Origin of the sequence: Streptomyces sp. 130 (assembly GCF_007096885.1) — a bacterium.
GTDB lineage: Bacteria > Actinomycetota > Actinomycetes > Streptomycetales > Streptomycetaceae > Streptomyces.
The window spans coordinates 16,337-32,995 of the sequence record NZ_VJNO01000039.1; the positions used below are offsets into that span (position 1 = coordinate 16,337).

The window sequence follows — 16,659 nt, forward strand, 5'->3', positions numbered from 1 at the left end:
GCCCCAGCCTCCGAAGAGGGGGCGCCGCCACCCTCGCCCGGGGCTGTCCGCAGCCGCTCGCTACAGGTCGAAGACGACGGTCACCGGCGCGTGGTCGCTCCACCGCTCGCCGTGGCTCGCCGCCCGCTCGACCCACGCCTTCACCGCGCGGCCGGCGAGGCCGGGGGTCGCGACCTGGTAGTCGATGCGCCAGCCGGTGTCGTTGTCGAACGCGCGCCCCCGGTACGACCACCACGAGTACGGCCCCTCGACGTCCGGGTGCAGGGCGCGCACGACGTCGACGTACGCCGCCTCCTCGAAGACCCGGGTCAGCCACGCGCGCTCCTCGGGCAGGAAGCCGGAGCTCTTGCGGTTGGCGCGCCAGTTCTTGAGGTCGGCCTCCTGGTGCGCGATGTTCCAGTCGCCGCAGACGACGACCTCGCGGCCCTCGGCGGCGGCGCGCGCCTTCAGTCCGACGAGGTAGGGCAGGAAGGCGGCCATGAAGCGCTCCTTCTCGTCCTGCCGCTCGGTGCCGACCTCCCCGGAGGGCAGGTAGAGGCTCGCGACCGTGACGCCGGGCAGGTCGATCTCGACGTACCGCCCGCTCGTGTCGAACTCCTCGCACCCGGCGTGCCCGTACCCGCCGAAACCGATCTGTACGCGCTCGGGGGCGCGCCGCGAGTAGAGGGAGACCCCGGCCCGGCCCTTGGCGGCGGCCGGCGCGTGGACGGTGTGCCAGCCCTCGGGGGCACGCACCTCCGCGGGCAGCTGCTCGGGCTCGGCCCGCACCTCCTGGAGGCAGATCACGTCGGCGTCGGTCTGCGCCAGCCACTCGACGAAGCCCTTCTTGGCGGCGGCGCGGAGTCCGTTTACATTCACGGAGGTCACGGTGAGCATTCCGGCACGATACCGGTCAATGAACTCGCATACATGTACGATGCTTCGCATGAATATCCACGTCCGGGCCTTCGACCACCCCGATGCCGTCAAACTCAACGACCGCGTGCAGCTCGAATACGCCGAGCGCTACGGCGATGGGGGCGATGTCACACCGCTGGACGCCACGATGTTCGACCCGCCTCACGGCCTGTACCTGATCGCGTACGACGCGTCGGACCAGCCCGTCGCCACGGGCGGCTGGCGCTCCCAGGAGCGCAACGACGAGGGCTACTCGGACGGCGACGCCGAGCTGAAGCGGATGTACGTCATACCGGAGGGCCGCGGCCAGGGTCTGGCCCGCCGCATCCTGGCCGCCCTGGAGGCGGACGCCCGTGCCGCGGGCCGCACCCGCATGGTCCTGGAGACCGGCGACCGCCAGCCGGAGGCCATCGCCCTGTACCTCTCCAGCGGCTACACCCCGTGCGAGAAGTTCGGCCACTACCGCACGTACGACAGCAGCCGCTGCTTCGCGAAGCCGCTCAGGGAGCGGTGAGAGCGACCCCTTCCGCGTCCGCGCGCGGGATGCCCGGGGCTGTCCAACAATGGCTGTGTCCGTGCGCTTCCCGCGCCTGCTCACGTGCCCGCGCGGGAAGCGGACACGGTTCGGGCCGAAGAAGGGAGGCGCCGCGGGATGCGTGCCGGGCGTCGTGACGGGAGCTTGCGTGAAGGGAGCGACCGTGACGGGCAGGACGGGGAACCGGCGGCGTCGGGCCGGCGCCCCAGGGCGGCGGTGCTGGGCACCGCCCTCCTCCTGTGCACCCTGGTGGCGGTGCTGCAGCTGAGCACCCCGCCCTCCTCGCACATCGCCTCGGTGCTGGTCGCCGTCCCGGCCGTCATCTCGTTCGGGTTCGGGCCGCCGGTGATCATCGGCTCGGCGGCGGTGGCGGTGGGCATCCGCTGGCTGCTCCTGCCGACCGAACCGCACCGGATCGGCTCCGCGATCGGCACCACCGTGGTGATCTGCGTCATCGCCGCCCTGAGCTGCTTCGTGGTGCGCCACGTGGAACGGGAGACGACGCGGCTGCGGAAGGTGGTGTCCGTCGCCGAGACCGCGCAGCGGGCGGTGCTGCGCCCGCCGCCCGAGACGCTGGGCCCCTTCCGTACGGCCGCGAGCTATCTGGCCGCCGAGCAGTACGCGCGCATCGGGGGCGACCTCTACGCGGTGGTGGACACCCGGTTCGGTGTCCGCGCGCTCATCGGGGACGTACGCGGGAAGGGGCTCGATGCCGTGTCCACCGCGGCGACGGTCCTCGGCTCGTTCCACGAGGCGGCGTACGAGGAAGCCACCCTGGGCCGCCTGGCCGGACGGCTCGACACCGGCCTGAACCGCTTCCTGCGCGACGAGGAGGCGTTCGTCACCGCTCTCCTGATCCAGATCGCGCCGGACGGTCACACGGAGGCGTACTCCTGCGGCCACCCGCCCTCACTCGTACTGCGCGACGGCGCGGCCCAGGAGCTCCCGGCCGGCACCGGCCTCCCCCTCGGGCTCAGCGCCCTCGCGAGCGCACCCGCCGACGCGGACGGCCCGCAGTCGGCCGGAACGCTGCTGCGCCCCGGCGACACGATCCTGCTGTACACCGATGGCATCGCGGAGGCCCGGAACGACGCCGGAACCTTCTACCCGCTCGCCGACCGCCTGACGGCCTACCAGCGCGCGCATTCCCCGCCGGTCGACCCGCAACACCTGCTCACCTGGCTGCTCGAGGACGCCCAGGAATACAGCAGCGCCGACACCTACGACGACGCGGCGCTCCTGGCCCTCGCCTGGCCGCCCGGCCCGGAGCCCGGACGACTCCCGTGAACGCCGAAGGCCCCGCCCGGTCTTGCGACCGGACGGGGCCTTCGTTGTGTGCAGTGGACCTGTGGGGATTTGAACCCCAGACCCCCTCGATGCGAACGAGGTGCGCTACCAGACTGCGCCACAGGCCCTTGCGACGTGTGAAACTCTAGCACCCTCCAGGGGGTGCTCGGAAATCCGTTCCGCGCTGGTCAGCCGTGGCGTGGCTCACGTCCGTCCGGCGCGGGGTCACTCGTTGGCCGCGCGGGGGCGGTCGCCGTCCTCGTACTGGTCGAAGAGCGGGGTGCGGCCCCGGTCGCGGGAGCGGCGGGACTGCGGGGAGCGCCGGCGCGGCGCCGGGTCCGCCGGGGGTGCCGCCGGGTCCGGCTGGGCCGGCTCGGCGGTGCTGGAGCGGGCCGCGCTCCAGGTCTCCGGGTCGCCGACCTCGACCCCGCCCGTGGCGCGCGGGGCGACCGGGGCGGTGACGTAGGTGGGCAGGGGCACCGGGACCGGCTCCCAGCTGTCGCCCTGGACCCGGCCGCGCTCGCGCTGCTGGTCCACCCACTCCGCGTGGTCCGTCTGCTCGACCAGGGCGCGGCGGCCGGCCTCCTGCGGGGAGACCGTGGGCGTCGGCTCGGGGACCGGGTGGCGCGGCTCGGAATCCTCGTCGGCCTCGGCCGGGGCGGTGGCGGCGGGCTGGTGGCGGCGGGGGCGGTTCTCGCGGAGCCGCTGGGCCGCCACCTCGGCGCGCCGCTGGTCCATCGTGAAGGCGAACCGGCGCCGCTCATGGGCCCTCAGGTGCCCGATGTACGCGCTGAGGAGCACCGCCGGGACCGCGGGCGCCCACAGGAAGCGCAGGCCGCCGACAGCCGCGACGATCGCGCCGAGCGTGAAGGCGAGGAAGAGGATCACGGTGGTGCGCCGGCGACGTGCGAGGACCTGGAGGCGCTGCGCGCGCCGGGCGCGTTCCGCGTCGATGCCACCGGGGCGCGCGCGCCGGGGGGCGGCGGGCTCGGCGCCGCGCCGGTTGCGGGGGGCGCGCTCCGGCGTAGCGGCCGGGTCGTGCATCCGGGCCTCGGTGTGCGCCGGGGGCGCGGCGAAGGCCCGGACGTCGACGGGGTCCATTCGGTCCGTGCTCGCGTCCGGGTCGGTGTCGGGTGCCGCCTCGTCCTCGGTGCGCTCCTGGAGCCCCTTGGCATACCGGCGCTCCATCGCCGCCCGGCCGGACAGCAGCCGGATGGCGGTGCTGAAACGCTCCGTCGGACGCTCTTCGTTCAGCTCGTCCTGCCTGCGGAGCCACATCGGCACCAAGTAGGCGGCCCAGGCCCCGACGATGACTGCGTAGATGAGGCCGCTGCTGCTCACATCTCACACCGTAGAGGGGTTTGCGCGGAGGCATCCGCCAATTGGCCCGGTGTGTCGCACGATCCGGCCGATATCGCGGTCTTTTTTTGTGAAGGGTTCGGATCGGCCGAAGGAGTTCGGATCAGCCGATCGAGAGTAATTCGAACAAACTTTTTATTACTCGGGTGGTTCCGGCTGGTCCGTACGGGGAGCCGGTCGCGACCGGTGCCACCTCCGCAGCAGCCCGTCCGGCACTTCCTCCGCCGTGAGTGCGTAGATCAGATGGTCGCGCCACGCCCCGTCGATGTGCAGATAACGCGGACGCAGCCCCTCCTCGCGGAATCCCAGTTTTTCCACGACCCGCCGGCTCGGCCCGTTCTCGGGCCGAATGCACACCTCGATGCGATGAAGTCCCACCACCTGGAAGCAGTGGTCGACGGCGAGCGCGACGGCGGTCGGCATCACCCCGCGCCCGGCCACCTCCCGGTCCACCCAGTAACCGACGTGCCCCGAGCACATCGAGCCCCAGGTGATCCCGGCGACGGTCAGCTGCCCGACCAGCCGGCCCCGGTACTCGATGGCGAACGGCAGCATCCGGCCCGCGTTCGCCTCGGCACGCAGATGACGGATCATCTGGCGGTACGTGGGCCGCTGGGCGACCGGTCCGCCGGGCGCGGGCGGCGGGACCGTGGCCTCCCAGGGGCGCAGCCAGTCCCGGTTGCGCCGGTTGACCTCGCGCCAGTCGCGCTGGTCGCGCAGCTTGATGGGCCGGAGGGCGACATCGCCGTCCGCCAGGATCACCGGCCAGGTCGGGACGTTCAGCTCGGGCTCCCGGGTCGGGCATGGTCGCCGCCGCGGAGCTGGTCCACGGCGTGCACCAGGAGCCGTTCGAGGACGGCGAGCCCGTCGCGCACCCCGCCGGTCGAGCCGGGGAGGTTGACGATCAGGGTGCGGCCGGCCACGCCCGCCAGACCGCGCGAGAGCGCGGCGGTGGGCACCTTGTCGCGGCCCTCGGCCCGGATCGCCTCGGGGATGCCGGGCACCTCGTGGTCCAGGACGCGGCGGGTGGCCTCCGGGGTGCGGTCGGTGGGCGAGATGCCCGTACCGCCGGTGGTGACGACCACGTCGTACGCGGCGGCCACCGCGCCTCGCAGCGCCCGCTCGACCGGGTCGCCGTCGGGCACGACCTTTGGGCCGTCCACGGTGAAGCCGAGCCCCGTCAGCGCCTCGGCGATCAGCGGCCCGCCCTTGTCCGCGTAGACCCCGGCGGACGCGCGGTTCGACGCGGTCACGACGAGGGCGCGGTACGGGGCCGGGGCGCCGGCGGCGCTCACGCGCCGGTCCCGGGGGTCTGGACGCGTACGTAGTCGCCGGACTTGCCGCCCGACTTCGCCTCGACCCGGATGTCCGTGATGACCGCGGCCTTGTCGACCGCCTTGACCATGTCCACGACGGTGAGCGCGGCGACCGACACCGCGGTCAGGGCCTCCATCTCGACGCCCGTGCGGTCGGTGGTCTTCACCGTGGCGGTGATCTCCACGGCGTCGTCGGCCACGCTCAGCTCGACGGCGACCCCGGAGACGGCCAGCGGGTGGCAGAGGGGGATCAGGTCCGGGGTGCGCTTGGCGCCCATGATCCCGGCGATCCTCGCGGTGGCGAGGGCGTCGCCCTTGGGGACCCCCTCGCCCCGGAGCAGTCCGATCACACGCGGCGACACGAGGACCCGGCCGCAGGCCGTGGCGACGCGCGCGGTGACGTCCTTCCCGGAGACGTCGACCATCCGGGCGGCGCCCGCCTCGTCGATGTGCGTCAGCCTGTTCTGCGTACTCAACTCACTCCGCCTAGCGGTAGGGCGCCGGATTCCCCGGGCCGCACCGGGGCGCGGGCCGGAGGCCGGGGGGTGTCCCCCGGACGGCACAGCGCCAGATACCGTACCGCCACCGGGGCGCGGTCAGCGGAGCAGGACCACCTCGGTGTCGGAGCCGGGCTCGGCGGAGGTGACGTCCTCGCGGAGCACGATCAGGGCGTCCGCCCGGGCGAGCGCGGCGATCAGATACGAGCCGGAGCCGCCGACGGGCGTGACGGTGCCGGCCTCGGCGTCGTACGTCCCGCGCAGGAACTGGCGCTTCCCGGCGGGCGAGGACAGGGCCTTGTCGGCGACGAGGGTGGCCTTCGCGGTCCGGCGGTCGACGGCGGGCAGGCCCATCAGGGCGCGGATCGCGGGGCGGACGAAGAGCTCGAAGGAGACGTAGCTGGAGACCGGGTTCCCGGGGAGGGCGAGCAGCGGGGTGTGGTCGGGGCCGATGGAGCCGAAGCCCTGCGGTTTGCCCGGCTGCATGGCGAGCTTCCGGAAGTCCACGCCGCCGCCCGGCTCGTCCTCGTCGCCGACGGAGGACAGGGCCTCCTTCACCACGTCGTACGCGCCGACGCTGACGCCGCCCGTGGTGACGACGAGGTCGGCGCGGATGAGCTGGTCCTCGATGGTGGCGCGCAGGGTCTGGGCGTCGTCGGCGACGGCACCGACGCGGTAGGCGATGGCCCCGGCGTCCCGGGCGGCGGCGGTGAGGGCGAAGCTGTTGGAGTCGTAGATCTGCCCGCCCGTCAGCTCGCCGCCGGGCTGCACGAGTTCGCTGCCGGTGGACAGGACGACGACGCGGGGGCGGGGCCGCACCCTGACGGTGGAGCGGCCGATCGCGGCGAGCAGGCCGATCTGGGGCGGTCCGATCACCGTGCCCGCCTTGAGGGCGAGGTCGCCGGGGCGCACGTCGCTGCCCCGCTCCCGGACGTGGGCGCGCGCCTCGGCGGGGCGGTGGACGCGGACCTCTCCGCCGGCGCCCTCCGGGGCGTCGCTGTGGGCGCGCATCGCGGCGGCGGGGCCCTCGCCCGTACCGCCGTCGGTCCACTCGACGGGGACGACGGCCTCGGCGCCCTCCGGGAGCGGGGCGCCGGTCATGATGCGGGCGGCCTCGCCCGCACCGACGCGCCGGCCGGGACCGAGGCCGTCGTCGCCGGCCGCGACGTCCCCGATGACGGTGAGGACCGCGGGGAACTCCTCCGTGGCGCCCTCGACGTCGGCGACGCGGACCGCGTAACCGTCCATCGAGCTGTTGTCGAAGGGCGGCAGGGCGACCTCCACCACGACGTCCTCGACCAGGACGCAGCCCTGGGCCTCGGGCAGTCGCAGCTCGATGGGTTCGAGCGGCTTCACCGCGGCGAGGATGTCTTCCAGGTGCTCGTCCACCGACCAGATCGTGCTGCTCAACGTGTTACATCTCCTCGGTGACGTACCGGCGGAGCCAACTGCGGAACTCCGGTCCCAGATCTTCACGTTCGCACGCGAGTCTGACAATGGCACGCAGATAGTCGCTGCGGTCGCCGGTGTCGTAGCGGCGGCCCTTGAAGACGACGCCGTGCACGGGTCCGCCGGCCTTCTCGTCCTCGGCGAGCAGTTGGAGGGCGTCGGTCAGCTGGATCTCGTTGCCCCGGCCGGGCTCGGTCCGGCGCAGTATCCCGAACACGGCGGGGTCCAGGACGTAGCGGCCGATGACCGCGAGGTTGCTGGGCGCGTCGGCCGGTTCCGGCTTCTCGACCAGCCCGGTGACGCGTACGACGTCCGCCTCGGCGGTGGGCTCGACGGCCGCGCAGCCGTACTGGTGGATCATCGAGGGCGGGACCTCCATGAGCGCGATGACGCTGCCGCCCTCGCGCTCCTGGATCTCGGTCATCCGGGTCAGCAGCGGGTCGCGGGGGTCGATCAGGTCGTCGCCCAGGAGGACCGCGAACGGCTCGTCGCCGACGTGCGGCGCGGCGCACAGGACGGCGTGGCCCAGGCCCCGGGGGTCGCCCTGGCGGACGTAGTGCATGGTGGCGAGGTCGGTGGACTCGCGGACCTTGCGCAGCCGGTCGGCGTCGCCCTTGCGGGTCAGGGCGCCCTCCAGCTCGTAGTTCCGGTCGAAGTGGTCCTCCAGGGGGCGCTTGTTGCGGCCGGTGACCATCAGGACGTCGTGCAGCCCGGCGGCCACCGCTTCCTCGACGACGTACTGGATGGCAGGCTTGTCGACGACAGGCAGCATCTCCTTGGGAGTGGCCTTCGTGGCCGGAAGGAAGCGGGTCCCGAGGCCCGCCGCCGGGATGACGGCCTTGCTGATCCTGGAGCTCGACTGGGTCATGCGCTGAACCTTAACGGGGCCACATGGGCGGAAGATGAGGCTCCGGTTAACTTTGTCCTCATATAGCCCTGTCCGAGAGGCCGGTGGGTGCCCGTTGAACCCCGACATGTCCGCGAAGGCCGTACTGCGGCGCGATCTGCTCGCGGCGCGCCGCCTTCTGACGGACCAGGACGTCGAACGGGCCGCCACGGTTCTCGCCGGCCACGCGCTCGGCCTGCCGGAGCTGAGCGGGGCCCGTACCGTCGCCGCCTACGTCTCGGTGGGGCGCGAGCCGGGCACCCGCGCACTGCTGGACGCGCTGCGCGCGCGGGGCGTACGGGTGCTGCTGCCGGTGCTCCTCGCCGACAACGACCTGGACTGGGCGCCGTACGAGGGCGCGGAGGGGCTCGCCAAGGCGGGGCGCGGGCTGCTCGAACCCACCGGCGGGCGGCTGGGCCCCGATGCCGTCCTGGAGGCGGACGCGGTGCTGCTGCCCGGGCTCGCGGTGGACGCGCGCGGCATGCGTCTGGGGCGCGGCGGCGGCAGCTACGACCGGGTGCTGGCCCGCCTCACGGCCGCCGGTGCCACGCCCGCGCTGATCGTCCTGCTGTACGCGGACGAGGTCACCGCACAGGTGCCGGCGGAGCCGCACGACTTCCCCGTGGACGCGGTGGTCACACCCGAAGGCCCCCGGCGCTTCGGCGTGGGCTGAAGCACCGGGGGCCCTGAGGGGTACTCACGGTTTCAGGGTCAGCGTGTCCGTCGTCGTCCCGGCCACCGCGTTCGTGCCGTAGGCCCAGGGCAGCAGTTCACCGTTGACCCACTTGTCGGTCTGGTCGGTGTAGTGCGCGGCGAACGCGTGCCCGGAGGCGCCGGTGAGGTTGATCCAGCGGGACTTGTCCCAGTCCCCCACGTTGACGACCATCCGCATCGACGGCACCCAGACCACCTCGTAGCCGCCGGCCGCGTTCCAGCCGGTGGCGTCCACGGCGGCCTCGCCGCCGCCGAGGTTCCAGGGGCCCCGGTTCAGGAGCCGCTGGAGGAGTCCGGGGCCTTCGGTGCCCAGGGTCTGGTTCTTCAGGGTCAGCTGGTGCAGCCGGCCCCAGTTCCAGGTGGTGATGTCCTTGCCGAGCTTGGCCGTCAGCTCCCAGCGGGCGTCCTCCATGGCGCGGGCGAACAGCTGGTCACGGGTCTCGGTCGCCTTGTCCTTGCGGCTCTTGGGCGACTTCCACCACTTGCTGTCCGGCTTGTCCATGAGGTTCGCGACGACCTGGTACCAGCGGTCGCCGCCGTCGGGCTGCGCGGAGTCCGGGGAGCGCTGGCCGCACTCGCGTACCAGCCGGTCCTGCTCGTCGGCCGGGCCCGAGTTCTTCGCCGGGGGCACGTTCAGGCACTCGCCCTCGACGCGCATCTCCTTGGGGAGCTTGTCGCCGAAGGCGAGCTTGAGGATGTTGCGCCAGACGGCGTTGAAGTACGCGGCGGCGGCCGAGTCGGCCTCCTGGGTGTAGTCCCAGCCCTCCAGCAGCTTCTGCGCCTGGCGGACGTCCTTGTCGGCGATGTTGATCTTCAGCAGTTCGGGCACCAGCAGCGCGGCGATCTCGCTGGTGTTGTCCATCTGCATCTTCTGCATGTCTTCGGTCGAGATCTTGCCGCCGCCCTTGATCTTCGACTGGATGAGGTCGTTGATCCGCTGGCTGCGGCTGCCGTAGCCCCAGTCCTTGGTGAGCAGGTACGGGTACGTGTCCTCGTCGATGACCGCCTGGTTGGCGGTGACGATGTAGCCGCGCTTCGGGTTGTACTCGTAGGGCAGCTCGTCGAACGGGATCGGGTCCTTCTCCCAGCCGTACGCCGAGGACCAGCCGGGGCTGGGCGTGGTGCCGTCGCCCTTCTTGCGGACCGGGATCGTGCCGGGGGCCTGGTAGCCGATATTGCCCTTGGTGTCGGCGTAGATGAGGTTCTGCGAGGGAACCTCGAAGTGCTCGGACGCCTTGCGGAAGCTCTGGAAGTCCTTGGCGCGGTTCAGCTCGAAGACGGCGTCCATGGAGTGTCCGGGCTCCAGCGCGGTCCACTTCAGGGCGACGGCGTAACCGTCGGCGCGGTCCGGCGCGGAGTTGGTGACGGGGGCCTTCTGGCCGACCTTCTCCAGCTCGCTGTTGCGGTCGGAGACCAGCGGGCCGTTGTTGGTCTCGCGGACCGTGATGTGCCGGTCCTTGCCGCCCGCGACCTTGATGGTCTCCTCGCGGGTGGTGAAGGGCTTGGTCTTGCCGTCGTACAGGTAGCCGTCGGAGGTGACCTTCTCCAGGAAGAGGTCGGTGACGTCGGCGCCGAGGTTGGTGAAGCCCCAGGCGATGTCCTGGTTGTGGCCGATGATCACACCGGGCATGCCGGAGAAGGTGTAGCCGGCGGTGTCGTACTTGCAGGTTTCGGAGACCTGCCGGCAGTGAAGGCCCATCTGGTACCAGAGGGACGGCAGCATCGGCGCGAGGTGCGGGTCGTTGGCGAGCAGCGGCTTGTCGGTCGTCGTGTACTTCCCCGAGACCACCCAGGAGTTCGAGCCGATGCCGGTGCCGTTGGGGCCGAGCAGCGCGGGGATCTCGTCGAGCGTGTCGGAGAGGGCGCCGAGCTGCGTGTTCAGGCCCTGGGTCGCGCCCGCCACGGTGCCGGCGCCGCTGCCCTCGGAGTCCGTGGCCTGCGGGTCGAACGTACCGGTGACCGGGGAGATGCCGCCCTCGGTGACGATCGGCTGGTGCTTGTCGTACGGGTATTCGGGGTAGAGCTGCTTGATCTCGTCGGCGTCGAGGCGGCTCGTCATCAGCGAGCGGTCGATCTCGTCCTGCATGTTGCCGCGCAGGTCCCAGGCCATCGCCTTCAGCCAGGCGACCGAGTCGACCGGGGTCCACTTCGTCGGCTTGTAGTCGTTGGTGAGGCCGAGCGCGGCGTACTCGACGGAGATGTCCTTGCCGTCGCGCCCCTTGAGGTAGGCGTTCACGCCGTCCGCGTACGCCTGGAGGTTCTTCTTGGTCTCGTCGGACAGGACGGTGTCGTACTCCTCCTGCGCGACCTTGCGCCAGCCCAGCGTCCGCAGGAAGGAGTCCGTCTCGACCTGGCCGGAGCCGAACATCTCGGAGAGCCGGCCGGCCGTCAGGTGGCGGCGCACGTCCATCTCCCAGAAGCGGTCCTGGGCCTGTACGAAGCCCTGGGCGCGGAACAGGTCGGCGTCCGAGTCCGCGTAGATCTGCGGGATGCCGTAGCCGTCGCGTTTGACGTCGACGCTGCCGGAGAGGCCGTCGAGGTGGATGGTCCCGTTGGTCTGCGGGTAGGAGGCGCGCACGGTGGACACGGACCAGTACGTTCCGTAACCGACGCCCGCGACGAGCGCCAGCACCAGGACGATCAAGAGCAGGCGGGCGCGGCGCCCCTTCTTCTTCTTGCGCGGCCCGCCACCGGCGGTACCGGTCGATGATCCGGAAGGGGCGGTTGTTGTGGCGGGCATCGCTGTCCTTCGAGGGCAGGGCGGTCCTGGGAGTGCAGGAGCAACCATAGGCGCAGCGCGTCACCCACTCGGACGCGGTATCAGCATGGCTCGAATTGCGTAGCGATCGTACGAATACTCGAAGGCGTCAAGAAAACGTTAAAGATTAGGTAAGGTAACGAAGTACCGGCCGCCGGAAGACGATCCGGCAGGCGTACGCAGGGAAAGGACCGGCCACTGACTGTCCACACGCTCAACGAACTCCTGCTCGTCTGCTCACTCGTCCTGCTCGTCGCCGTCGTGGCGGTACGCGTCTCGTCCCGCAGCGGGCTCCCCAGCCTGCTCCTGTACCTGGGCATCGGCATCGCCCTGGGCCAGGACGGCTTCTTCGACGTCAAGTTCGACAACGCGGAACTGACGCAGGTCATCGGCTACGCGGCGCTCGTCGTGATCCTCGCCGAGGGCGGACTCGGCACGAAGTGGAAAGAGATCAGACCGGCGCTTCCGGCAGCCGCGATGCTGTCCCTCGTCGGCGTCGGCGTCAGCGTCGGCGTGACCGCGGCCGGCGCGCACTATCTGGTCGGCCTGGAGTGGCGCCAGGCGCTCATCATCGGCGCGGTCGTCTCCTCGACGGACGCCGCGGCGGTCTTCTCCGTGCTGCGCAAGGTCCCGCTGCCCGCCCGCGTCACCGGTGTCCTGGAAGCCGAGTCCGGCTTCAACGACGCCCCCGTGGTCATCCTCGTCGTCGCCTTCTCGACCATCGGCGAGGTCGACAGCTGGTACGTCCTGATCGGCGAGATAGCCCTGGAGCTGGCCATCGGCGCCGCCGTCGGCATCGCCGTGGGCTGGCTCGGCTCCTACGGGCTGCGCCATGTGGCGCTCCCCGCCTCCGGTCTCTACCCGATCGCCGTCATGGCCATCGCGGTGTCCGCGTACGCGGCCGGCGCCATGCTCCACGGCAGCGGGTTCCTCGCCGTCTACCTGGCCTCGATGATCCTCGGCAACGCCAAGCTGCCGCACTGGCCGGCGACCCGGGGCTTCGCGGACGGGCTGGGCTGGCTCGCCCAGATCGGCATGTTCGTCCTGCTCGGTCTGCTGGTCACCCCGCACGACCTGCTGGACGACTTCTGGCCCGCCGTCGTCGTGGGCCTGGTGCTGACCGTGGTGGCACGGCCGCTGGAGGTCTTCATCTCGCTGGTGCCGTTCCGGCTGCCCTGGCAGGAGAAGGCCCTCATGTCGTGGGCCGGGCTGCGCGGTGCCGTACCCATCATTCTGGCGACCATTCCCATGGTGTCCGGGATCGAGGGCTCCACCCGGGTCTTCAACATCGTCTTCGTCCTGGTCATCGTCTACACCCTCATCCAGGGCCCGACCCTCCCCTGGCTCGCCAAGGCGCTCGACATCGGCGACGACCCGTCCGAGGCCTCCGACCTGGGCATCGAATCAGCGCCCCTGGAACGGCTGCGCGGGCACCTGCTGTCCGTGGCCATCCCCGCGAAGTCGAAGATGCACGGCGTCGAGGTCGGGGAGCTGCGCATGCCCGCGGGCGCCGCGGTCACCCTCGTGGTGCGCGACGACAAGAGCTTCGTACCAGCCCCCTCCACGGTCCTCAGACGCGGCGACGAACTGCTCGTCGTGGCCACCGACCCGGTGCGCGACGCGGCCGAGGCACGGCTGCGCGCGGTAGCCGAGGGCGGCAAGCTGGCCGGCTGGCTCAAGCACGGCACCGCCGAGCAGGAGGGGCACAAGCACAACGCGAAGGCACCTCACTGAGCGCACACCGCGTTCACAGGCGGCGAGGGGCGGGGCGCACACAATCACAGGGCCCCCGCCCTTCCTGCCTGTAGCATGAAGGAAACCCAGAAGCACCGATTTGATCGACCAACTCTGCCTGACGCAGAGCTGGCGCGACCGTATGGCGGTCGTGGCGCCCTCCGCACCGGCTGTGCCCCGCACACCGGCCGCGAGCGCCCGGCATCTACCGCAGTTCCGCGCGAAGAGGACAGCTCTCGGCAGCCCCGCCCGGGCCCGCACCCCTGTGCCGGCCGCCTCGGGGCACGGCCACCAGGCGGCGGAAAGGCAAGGACCGTGGCGTCCACGGTCTCCGAACGTCCCGGATACGGGCAGCTGCTGCGCACCCCCGGGGCATGGACCTTCCTCGTTCCCGGCTTCGCCGCACGGCAACCCTTCGCGATGCTGACCATCGGCATCGTGCTGCTGGTCCAGCACACCACCGGCTCGTACGGCAGCGCCGGCGCCGTCGCGGCCGTCACCGGGGTCTCCATGGCCCTGTTCGCGCCGCAGACCGGCAAGCTCGCCGACCGGTTCGGCCAGCGGGCCGTGCTGCTGCCCGGCGTCCTGGTCCACGCCGCCTCCGTCTCGCTCCTGGTGACGCTCGCCCTGGCGGACGCGCCCCTGTGGGCCCTGTTCGCCGCGGCCGTCCCGACCGGCGCGTCGGTCCCGCAGATCGGCCCCATGGTGCGGGCCCGCTGGGCGGCGATGCTCGGCACGGCACCGGGGCGTGAGGCGTCCCCGCTGCTGGCGACGGCCGCCGCGTTCGAGTCGGTGACGGACGAGTTCACCTTCGTCATCGGCCCGGTCATCGCCACCGCGCTCTGCACGGGCGTGCACCCGGCGGCCGGCCTGATCGCGGAGGCCGGACTCACCCTGGTCGGCGGCCTGCTCTTCGCCGCCCGGCGCGCCACGCAGCCGCCGGTCCGCGACCGCGCGCTGCCCGGCGCCGAACGGCACGCCTCCGCCCTGTCCATCCCCGGTGTGCGCGTGCTGGCGGTCGCCTTCCTCGGCATCGGCTCGGTCTTCGGCGGCATGCAGGTCTCGCTGACCGCGTTCGCCGAGGAGATCGGCAGCCCGGGCGCCAACGGTGTGCTGTACGGGATCTTCGCCGCCGGCAACATGCTCGCCGGGATCGCCTGCGGGGCCATCGCCTGGAAGTCCGGCCCCCGCCGCCGCCTGCTCGTCGGCTACACGGCGCTGGCGCTGACCGCGTCGGGGCTGTGGGCGATGCACTCCGCGCCGCTGCTCGCCGGGCTCGGCCTGCTGGTGGGGCTCTGCATCGCCCCGGCCCTGATCAGCGGCTACACGCTGGTGGAGGCGCTGGTGCCGGGCTCGGCGCGCACCGAGGCGTTCACCTGGCTGACGGGTGCGGTGGCGCTGGGCCAGGCGGCGGCGGTGACGGTGGCCGGCCGGCTCGCGGACGGACACGGCGCGAGCGCCGGTTTCCTGGTCCCGCTGGTGGGTACGGTGCTGGCCCTGGCCACCCTGCTGACGCTGCGTTCCAGGCTCCTGCCGGCCGGTTCGGGGCGGACCGTGGCGCGTGGTATCGGTCACCGCGGGCCGGTCACGGTGGACTGATCCAGCGGAATACGTCACTATGGAGCGTCGTTAGCACTCATCGAGTCAGAGTGCCAGGAGGAACAAAGTGCCGACCTACCAGTACCAGTGCACCGAGTGTGGCGAGGGCCTCGAAGCGGTGCAGAAGTTCACCGATGACGCCCTCACGGTGTGCCCGAACTGCGATGGACGCCTGAAGAAGGTGTTCTCGGCGGTCGGCATCGTCTTCAAGGGTTCCGGTTTCTACCGGAACGACAGCCGCGGCTCCTCGTCGAGCAGCACGCCGGCTTCCTCCGCCTCGAAGACCTCCGGTTCCGGATCGTCCTCCTCCACGTCCTCGGACGCGAAGTCCTCGGCCGCCCCGGCGTCCACGTCGTCGGCCTCCGCGTCTTCTTCCTCTTCCTCGTCCTCGACGAGCGGTTCGTCGGCCGCCTGAGCGGCCCGGCTCCACGGCTCTCGCGAAGACCCCGCCGACCCGCTCGGCGGGGTTTTCGCGCGCCCGCGCCCGCCTGACCTGGCTTCGCGGCCACGGCCTAGGGTGACCGCATGGCGAACGCAGAGATCGGTGTGATCGGCGGCTCGGGGCTGTACTCCTTCCTGGAGGACGTCACCGAGGTCCGCGTGGAAACCCCTTACGGAGACCCCAGCGACTCCGTCTTCATAGGCGAGACGGGTGGCCGCCGGGTCGCCTTCCTTCCCCGGCACGGCCGGGGCCACCACGTGCCCCCGCACCGCATCAACTACCGCGCCAACCTGTGGGCGCTGCGCTCGGTCGGTGTGCGCCAGGTGCTGGGCCCGTGCGCGGTGGGCGGCCTGCGCCCGGAGTACGGGCCGGGCACGCTGATCGTGCCGGATCAGCTGGTGGACCGCACCAAGACCCGGGTGCAGACCTACTACGACGGTGAGACCCGGGCCGACGGGGTCCTGCCGAACGTGGTGCACCTGGGCTTCGCCGACCCGTACTGCCCCGAGGGCCGCAAGGTGGCGCTGGCCGCCGCGCGGGGCCGGGGCTGGGAGGCGGTGGACGGCGGCACGCTGGTGGTGGTCGAGGGCCCGCGCTTCTCGACCCGCGCCGAGTCGCGCTGGCACGCGGCGATGGGCTGGTCCGTGGTCGGCATGACCGGGCACCCGGAGGCGGTGCTCGCCCGCGAACTGGGCCTCTGCTACACCACGATGACCCTGGTCACGGACCTGGACGCGGGCGCGGAGGCCGGCGAGGGCGTCTCCCACGAGGAGGTGCTGAAGGTCTTCGCCGCCAATGTGGACCGGCTGCGCTCGGTCCTCTTCGACGCGGTGGCGGCACTGCCGGCGACGGCGGACCGGGGGTGCCCGTGCGGGCACGCGCTGGACGGGATCGAGACGGGGATCGCGTTGCCGTAGGCGCTTCAGCCGCGGGGTTTCGCCTGCGGGTGAGGGGGGTCCCGCCTGCGGGTGAGGGGCCCCGTCCGCGGGTGGCGCTGTTGCCGCCTGCGGGTGAGGGGGGTCCCAGTCCGCGGGTTCCCGCCCGCGGGTGAGGGGGCCCCCGTCCACGGGTGAGGGGGGTCCCAGTCCCGCGGGTGAGGGGGCGGGTGACGCTGTTCCCGTCCGCAGGCGACGATGTTCCCGCCTGCGGGTGACGGAGTTTTCCACATGTGGTGGACGGTCCACAG

At 72.1% G+C, this 16,659-nt stretch carries 15 protein-coding genes and 1 tRNA gene; 7 read left to right on the forward strand and 9 right to left on the reverse strand.

Going from position 1 to position 16,659, the window contains the following annotated elements:
• Positions 1 to 60: 60 nt before the first annotated feature.
• The gene (locus FKN01_RS26395; RefSeq protein ID WP_143624847.1) at positions 61 to 876 is read right to left on the reverse strand and encodes an exodeoxyribonuclease III; all 816 of its coding nucleotides are present in this window, start codon (positions 874 to 876) and stop codon (positions 61 to 63) included.
• A gap of 49 nt (positions 877 to 925) precedes the next feature.
• Between FKN01_RS26395 and FKN01_RS26400 the strand changes: the two genes are divergently transcribed.
• Both FKN01_RS26400 and FKN01_RS26405 read left to right on the forward strand, forming a co-directional pair.
• Positions 926 to 1,411: a GNAT family N-acetyltransferase gene (locus FKN01_RS26400; protein WP_143624849.1), complete on the forward strand. Its 486-nt coding sequence runs from the start codon at positions 926 to 928 to the stop codon at positions 1,409 to 1,411.
• A gap of 165 nt (positions 1,412 to 1,576) precedes the next feature.
• A complete protein-coding gene (locus FKN01_RS26405; RefSeq protein ID WP_260697017.1) occupies positions 1,577 to 2,719 on the forward strand; it encodes a PP2C family protein-serine/threonine phosphatase in 1,143 nt (380 codons plus the stop codon).
• A gap of 54 nt (positions 2,720 to 2,773) precedes the next feature.
• Here FKN01_RS26405 and FKN01_RS26410 read toward each other — a convergent pair.
• The 7 genes from FKN01_RS26410 to galU form a co-directional block, all read right to left on the reverse strand.
• A tRNA-Ala gene (locus tag FKN01_RS26410) sits at positions 2,774 to 2,847 on the reverse strand.
• 97 nt (positions 2,848 to 2,944) lie between these two features.
• Positions 2,945 to 4,060, reverse strand: coding sequence for a gephyrin-like molybdotransferase receptor GlpR (gene glpR, locus FKN01_RS26415; protein ID WP_143624853.1), 1,116 nt, complete (start codon positions 4,058 to 4,060; stop codon positions 2,945 to 2,947).
• 156 nt (positions 4,061 to 4,216) lie between these two features.
• Entirely contained in the window at positions 4,217 to 4,840 is a 624-nt protein-coding gene (locus FKN01_RS26420; protein WP_143624855.1) for a GNAT family N-acetyltransferase, read from the reverse strand.
• 17 nt (positions 4,841 to 4,857) lie between these two features.
• A complete protein-coding gene (locus FKN01_RS26425) occupies positions 4,858 to 5,373 on the reverse strand; it encodes a molybdenum cofactor biosynthesis protein B (RefSeq protein WP_143624857.1) in 516 nt (171 codons plus the stop codon).
• Positions 5,370 to 5,870 (reverse strand): cyclic pyranopterin monophosphate synthase MoaC, encoded by a 501-nt coding sequence (gene moaC / locus FKN01_RS26430; RefSeq protein WP_143624858.1) that lies wholly within the window; start codon positions 5,868 to 5,870, stop codon positions 5,370 to 5,372. The genes FKN01_RS26425 and moaC overlap by 4 nt, the downstream gene beginning before the upstream one ends.
• A 120-nt stretch (positions 5,871 to 5,990) precedes the next feature.
• Positions 5,991 to 7,301 (reverse strand): gephyrin-like molybdotransferase Glp, encoded by a 1,311-nt coding sequence (gene glp / locus FKN01_RS26435; protein WP_143624860.1) that lies wholly within the window; start codon positions 7,299 to 7,301, stop codon positions 5,991 to 5,993.
• Positions 7,302 to 7,305: 4 nt separating this feature from the next.
• Positions 7,306 to 8,208, reverse strand: a complete 903-nt coding sequence (gene galU, locus FKN01_RS26440) for a UTP--glucose-1-phosphate uridylyltransferase GalU (protein ID WP_143624862.1) — start codon at positions 8,206 to 8,208, stop codon at positions 7,306 to 7,308.
• A gap of 106 nt (positions 8,209 to 8,314) precedes the next feature.
• Between galU and FKN01_RS26445 the strand changes: the two genes are divergently transcribed.
• A complete protein-coding gene (locus tag FKN01_RS26445) occupies positions 8,315 to 8,899 on the forward strand; it encodes a 5-formyltetrahydrofolate cyclo-ligase (RefSeq protein WP_143624865.1) in 585 nt (194 codons plus the stop codon).
• Positions 8,900 to 8,923: 24 nt separating this feature from the next.
• Here FKN01_RS26445 and FKN01_RS26450 read toward each other — a convergent pair whose 3' ends face one another.
• Positions 8,924 to 11,680, reverse strand: coding sequence for a penicillin acylase family protein (locus tag FKN01_RS26450; protein WP_143624867.1), 2,757 nt, complete (start codon positions 11,678 to 11,680; stop codon positions 8,924 to 8,926).
• 243 nt (positions 11,681 to 11,923) lie between these two features.
• Between FKN01_RS26450 and FKN01_RS26455 the strand changes: the two genes are divergently transcribed.
• From FKN01_RS26455 to FKN01_RS26470, 4 genes are all read left to right on the forward strand, one after another.
• A complete protein-coding gene (locus FKN01_RS26455; RefSeq protein WP_260697022.1) occupies positions 11,924 to 13,432 on the forward strand; it encodes a potassium/proton antiporter in 1,509 nt (502 codons plus the stop codon).
• A 315-nt stretch (positions 13,433 to 13,747) separates the two neighbouring features.
• On the forward strand, positions 13,748 to 15,031 hold the full coding sequence (locus FKN01_RS26460) for an MFS transporter (protein WP_143624871.1): 1,284 nt from the start codon (positions 13,748 to 13,750) through the stop codon (positions 15,029 to 15,031).
• A 67-nt stretch (positions 15,032 to 15,098) separates the two neighbouring features.
• Entirely contained in the window at positions 15,099 to 15,446 is a 348-nt protein-coding gene (locus FKN01_RS26465) for an FmdB family zinc ribbon protein (RefSeq protein WP_143624873.1), read from the forward strand.
• 110 nt (positions 15,447 to 15,556) lie between these two features.
• Complete coding sequence (locus FKN01_RS26470; protein WP_143624874.1) at positions 15,557 to 16,390, forward strand: S-methyl-5'-thioadenosine phosphorylase; 834 nt, start codon at positions 15,557 to 15,559, stop codon at positions 16,388 to 16,390.
• Positions 16,391 to 16,659: the final 269 nt, after the last annotated feature.

Excerpts from the sequence above, each read along its gene's own strand:
- FKN01_RS26395 (WP_143624847.1), bottom strand. The coding sequence starts at position 876 with ATGCTCACCGTGACCTCCGTGAATGTAAACGGACTCCGCGCCGCCGCC.
- FKN01_RS26400 (WP_143624849.1), top strand. The coding sequence starts at position 926 with ATGAATATCCACGTCCGGGCCTTCGACCACCCCGATGCCGTCAAACTC.
- galU (WP_143624862.1), bottom strand. The coding sequence starts at position 8,208 with ATGACCCAGTCGAGCTCCAGGATCAGCAAGGCCGTCATCCCGGCGGCG.
- FKN01_RS26445 (WP_143624865.1), top strand. The coding sequence starts at position 8,315 with ATGTCCGCGAAGGCCGTACTGCGGCGCGATCTGCTCGCGGCGCGCCGC.
- FKN01_RS26450 (WP_143624867.1), bottom strand. The coding sequence starts at position 11,680 with ATGCCCGCCACAACAACCGCCCCTTCCGGATCATCGACCGGTACCGCC.
- FKN01_RS26470 (WP_143624874.1), top strand. The coding sequence starts at position 15,557 with ATGGCGAACGCAGAGATCGGTGTGATCGGCGGCTCGGGGCTGTACTCC.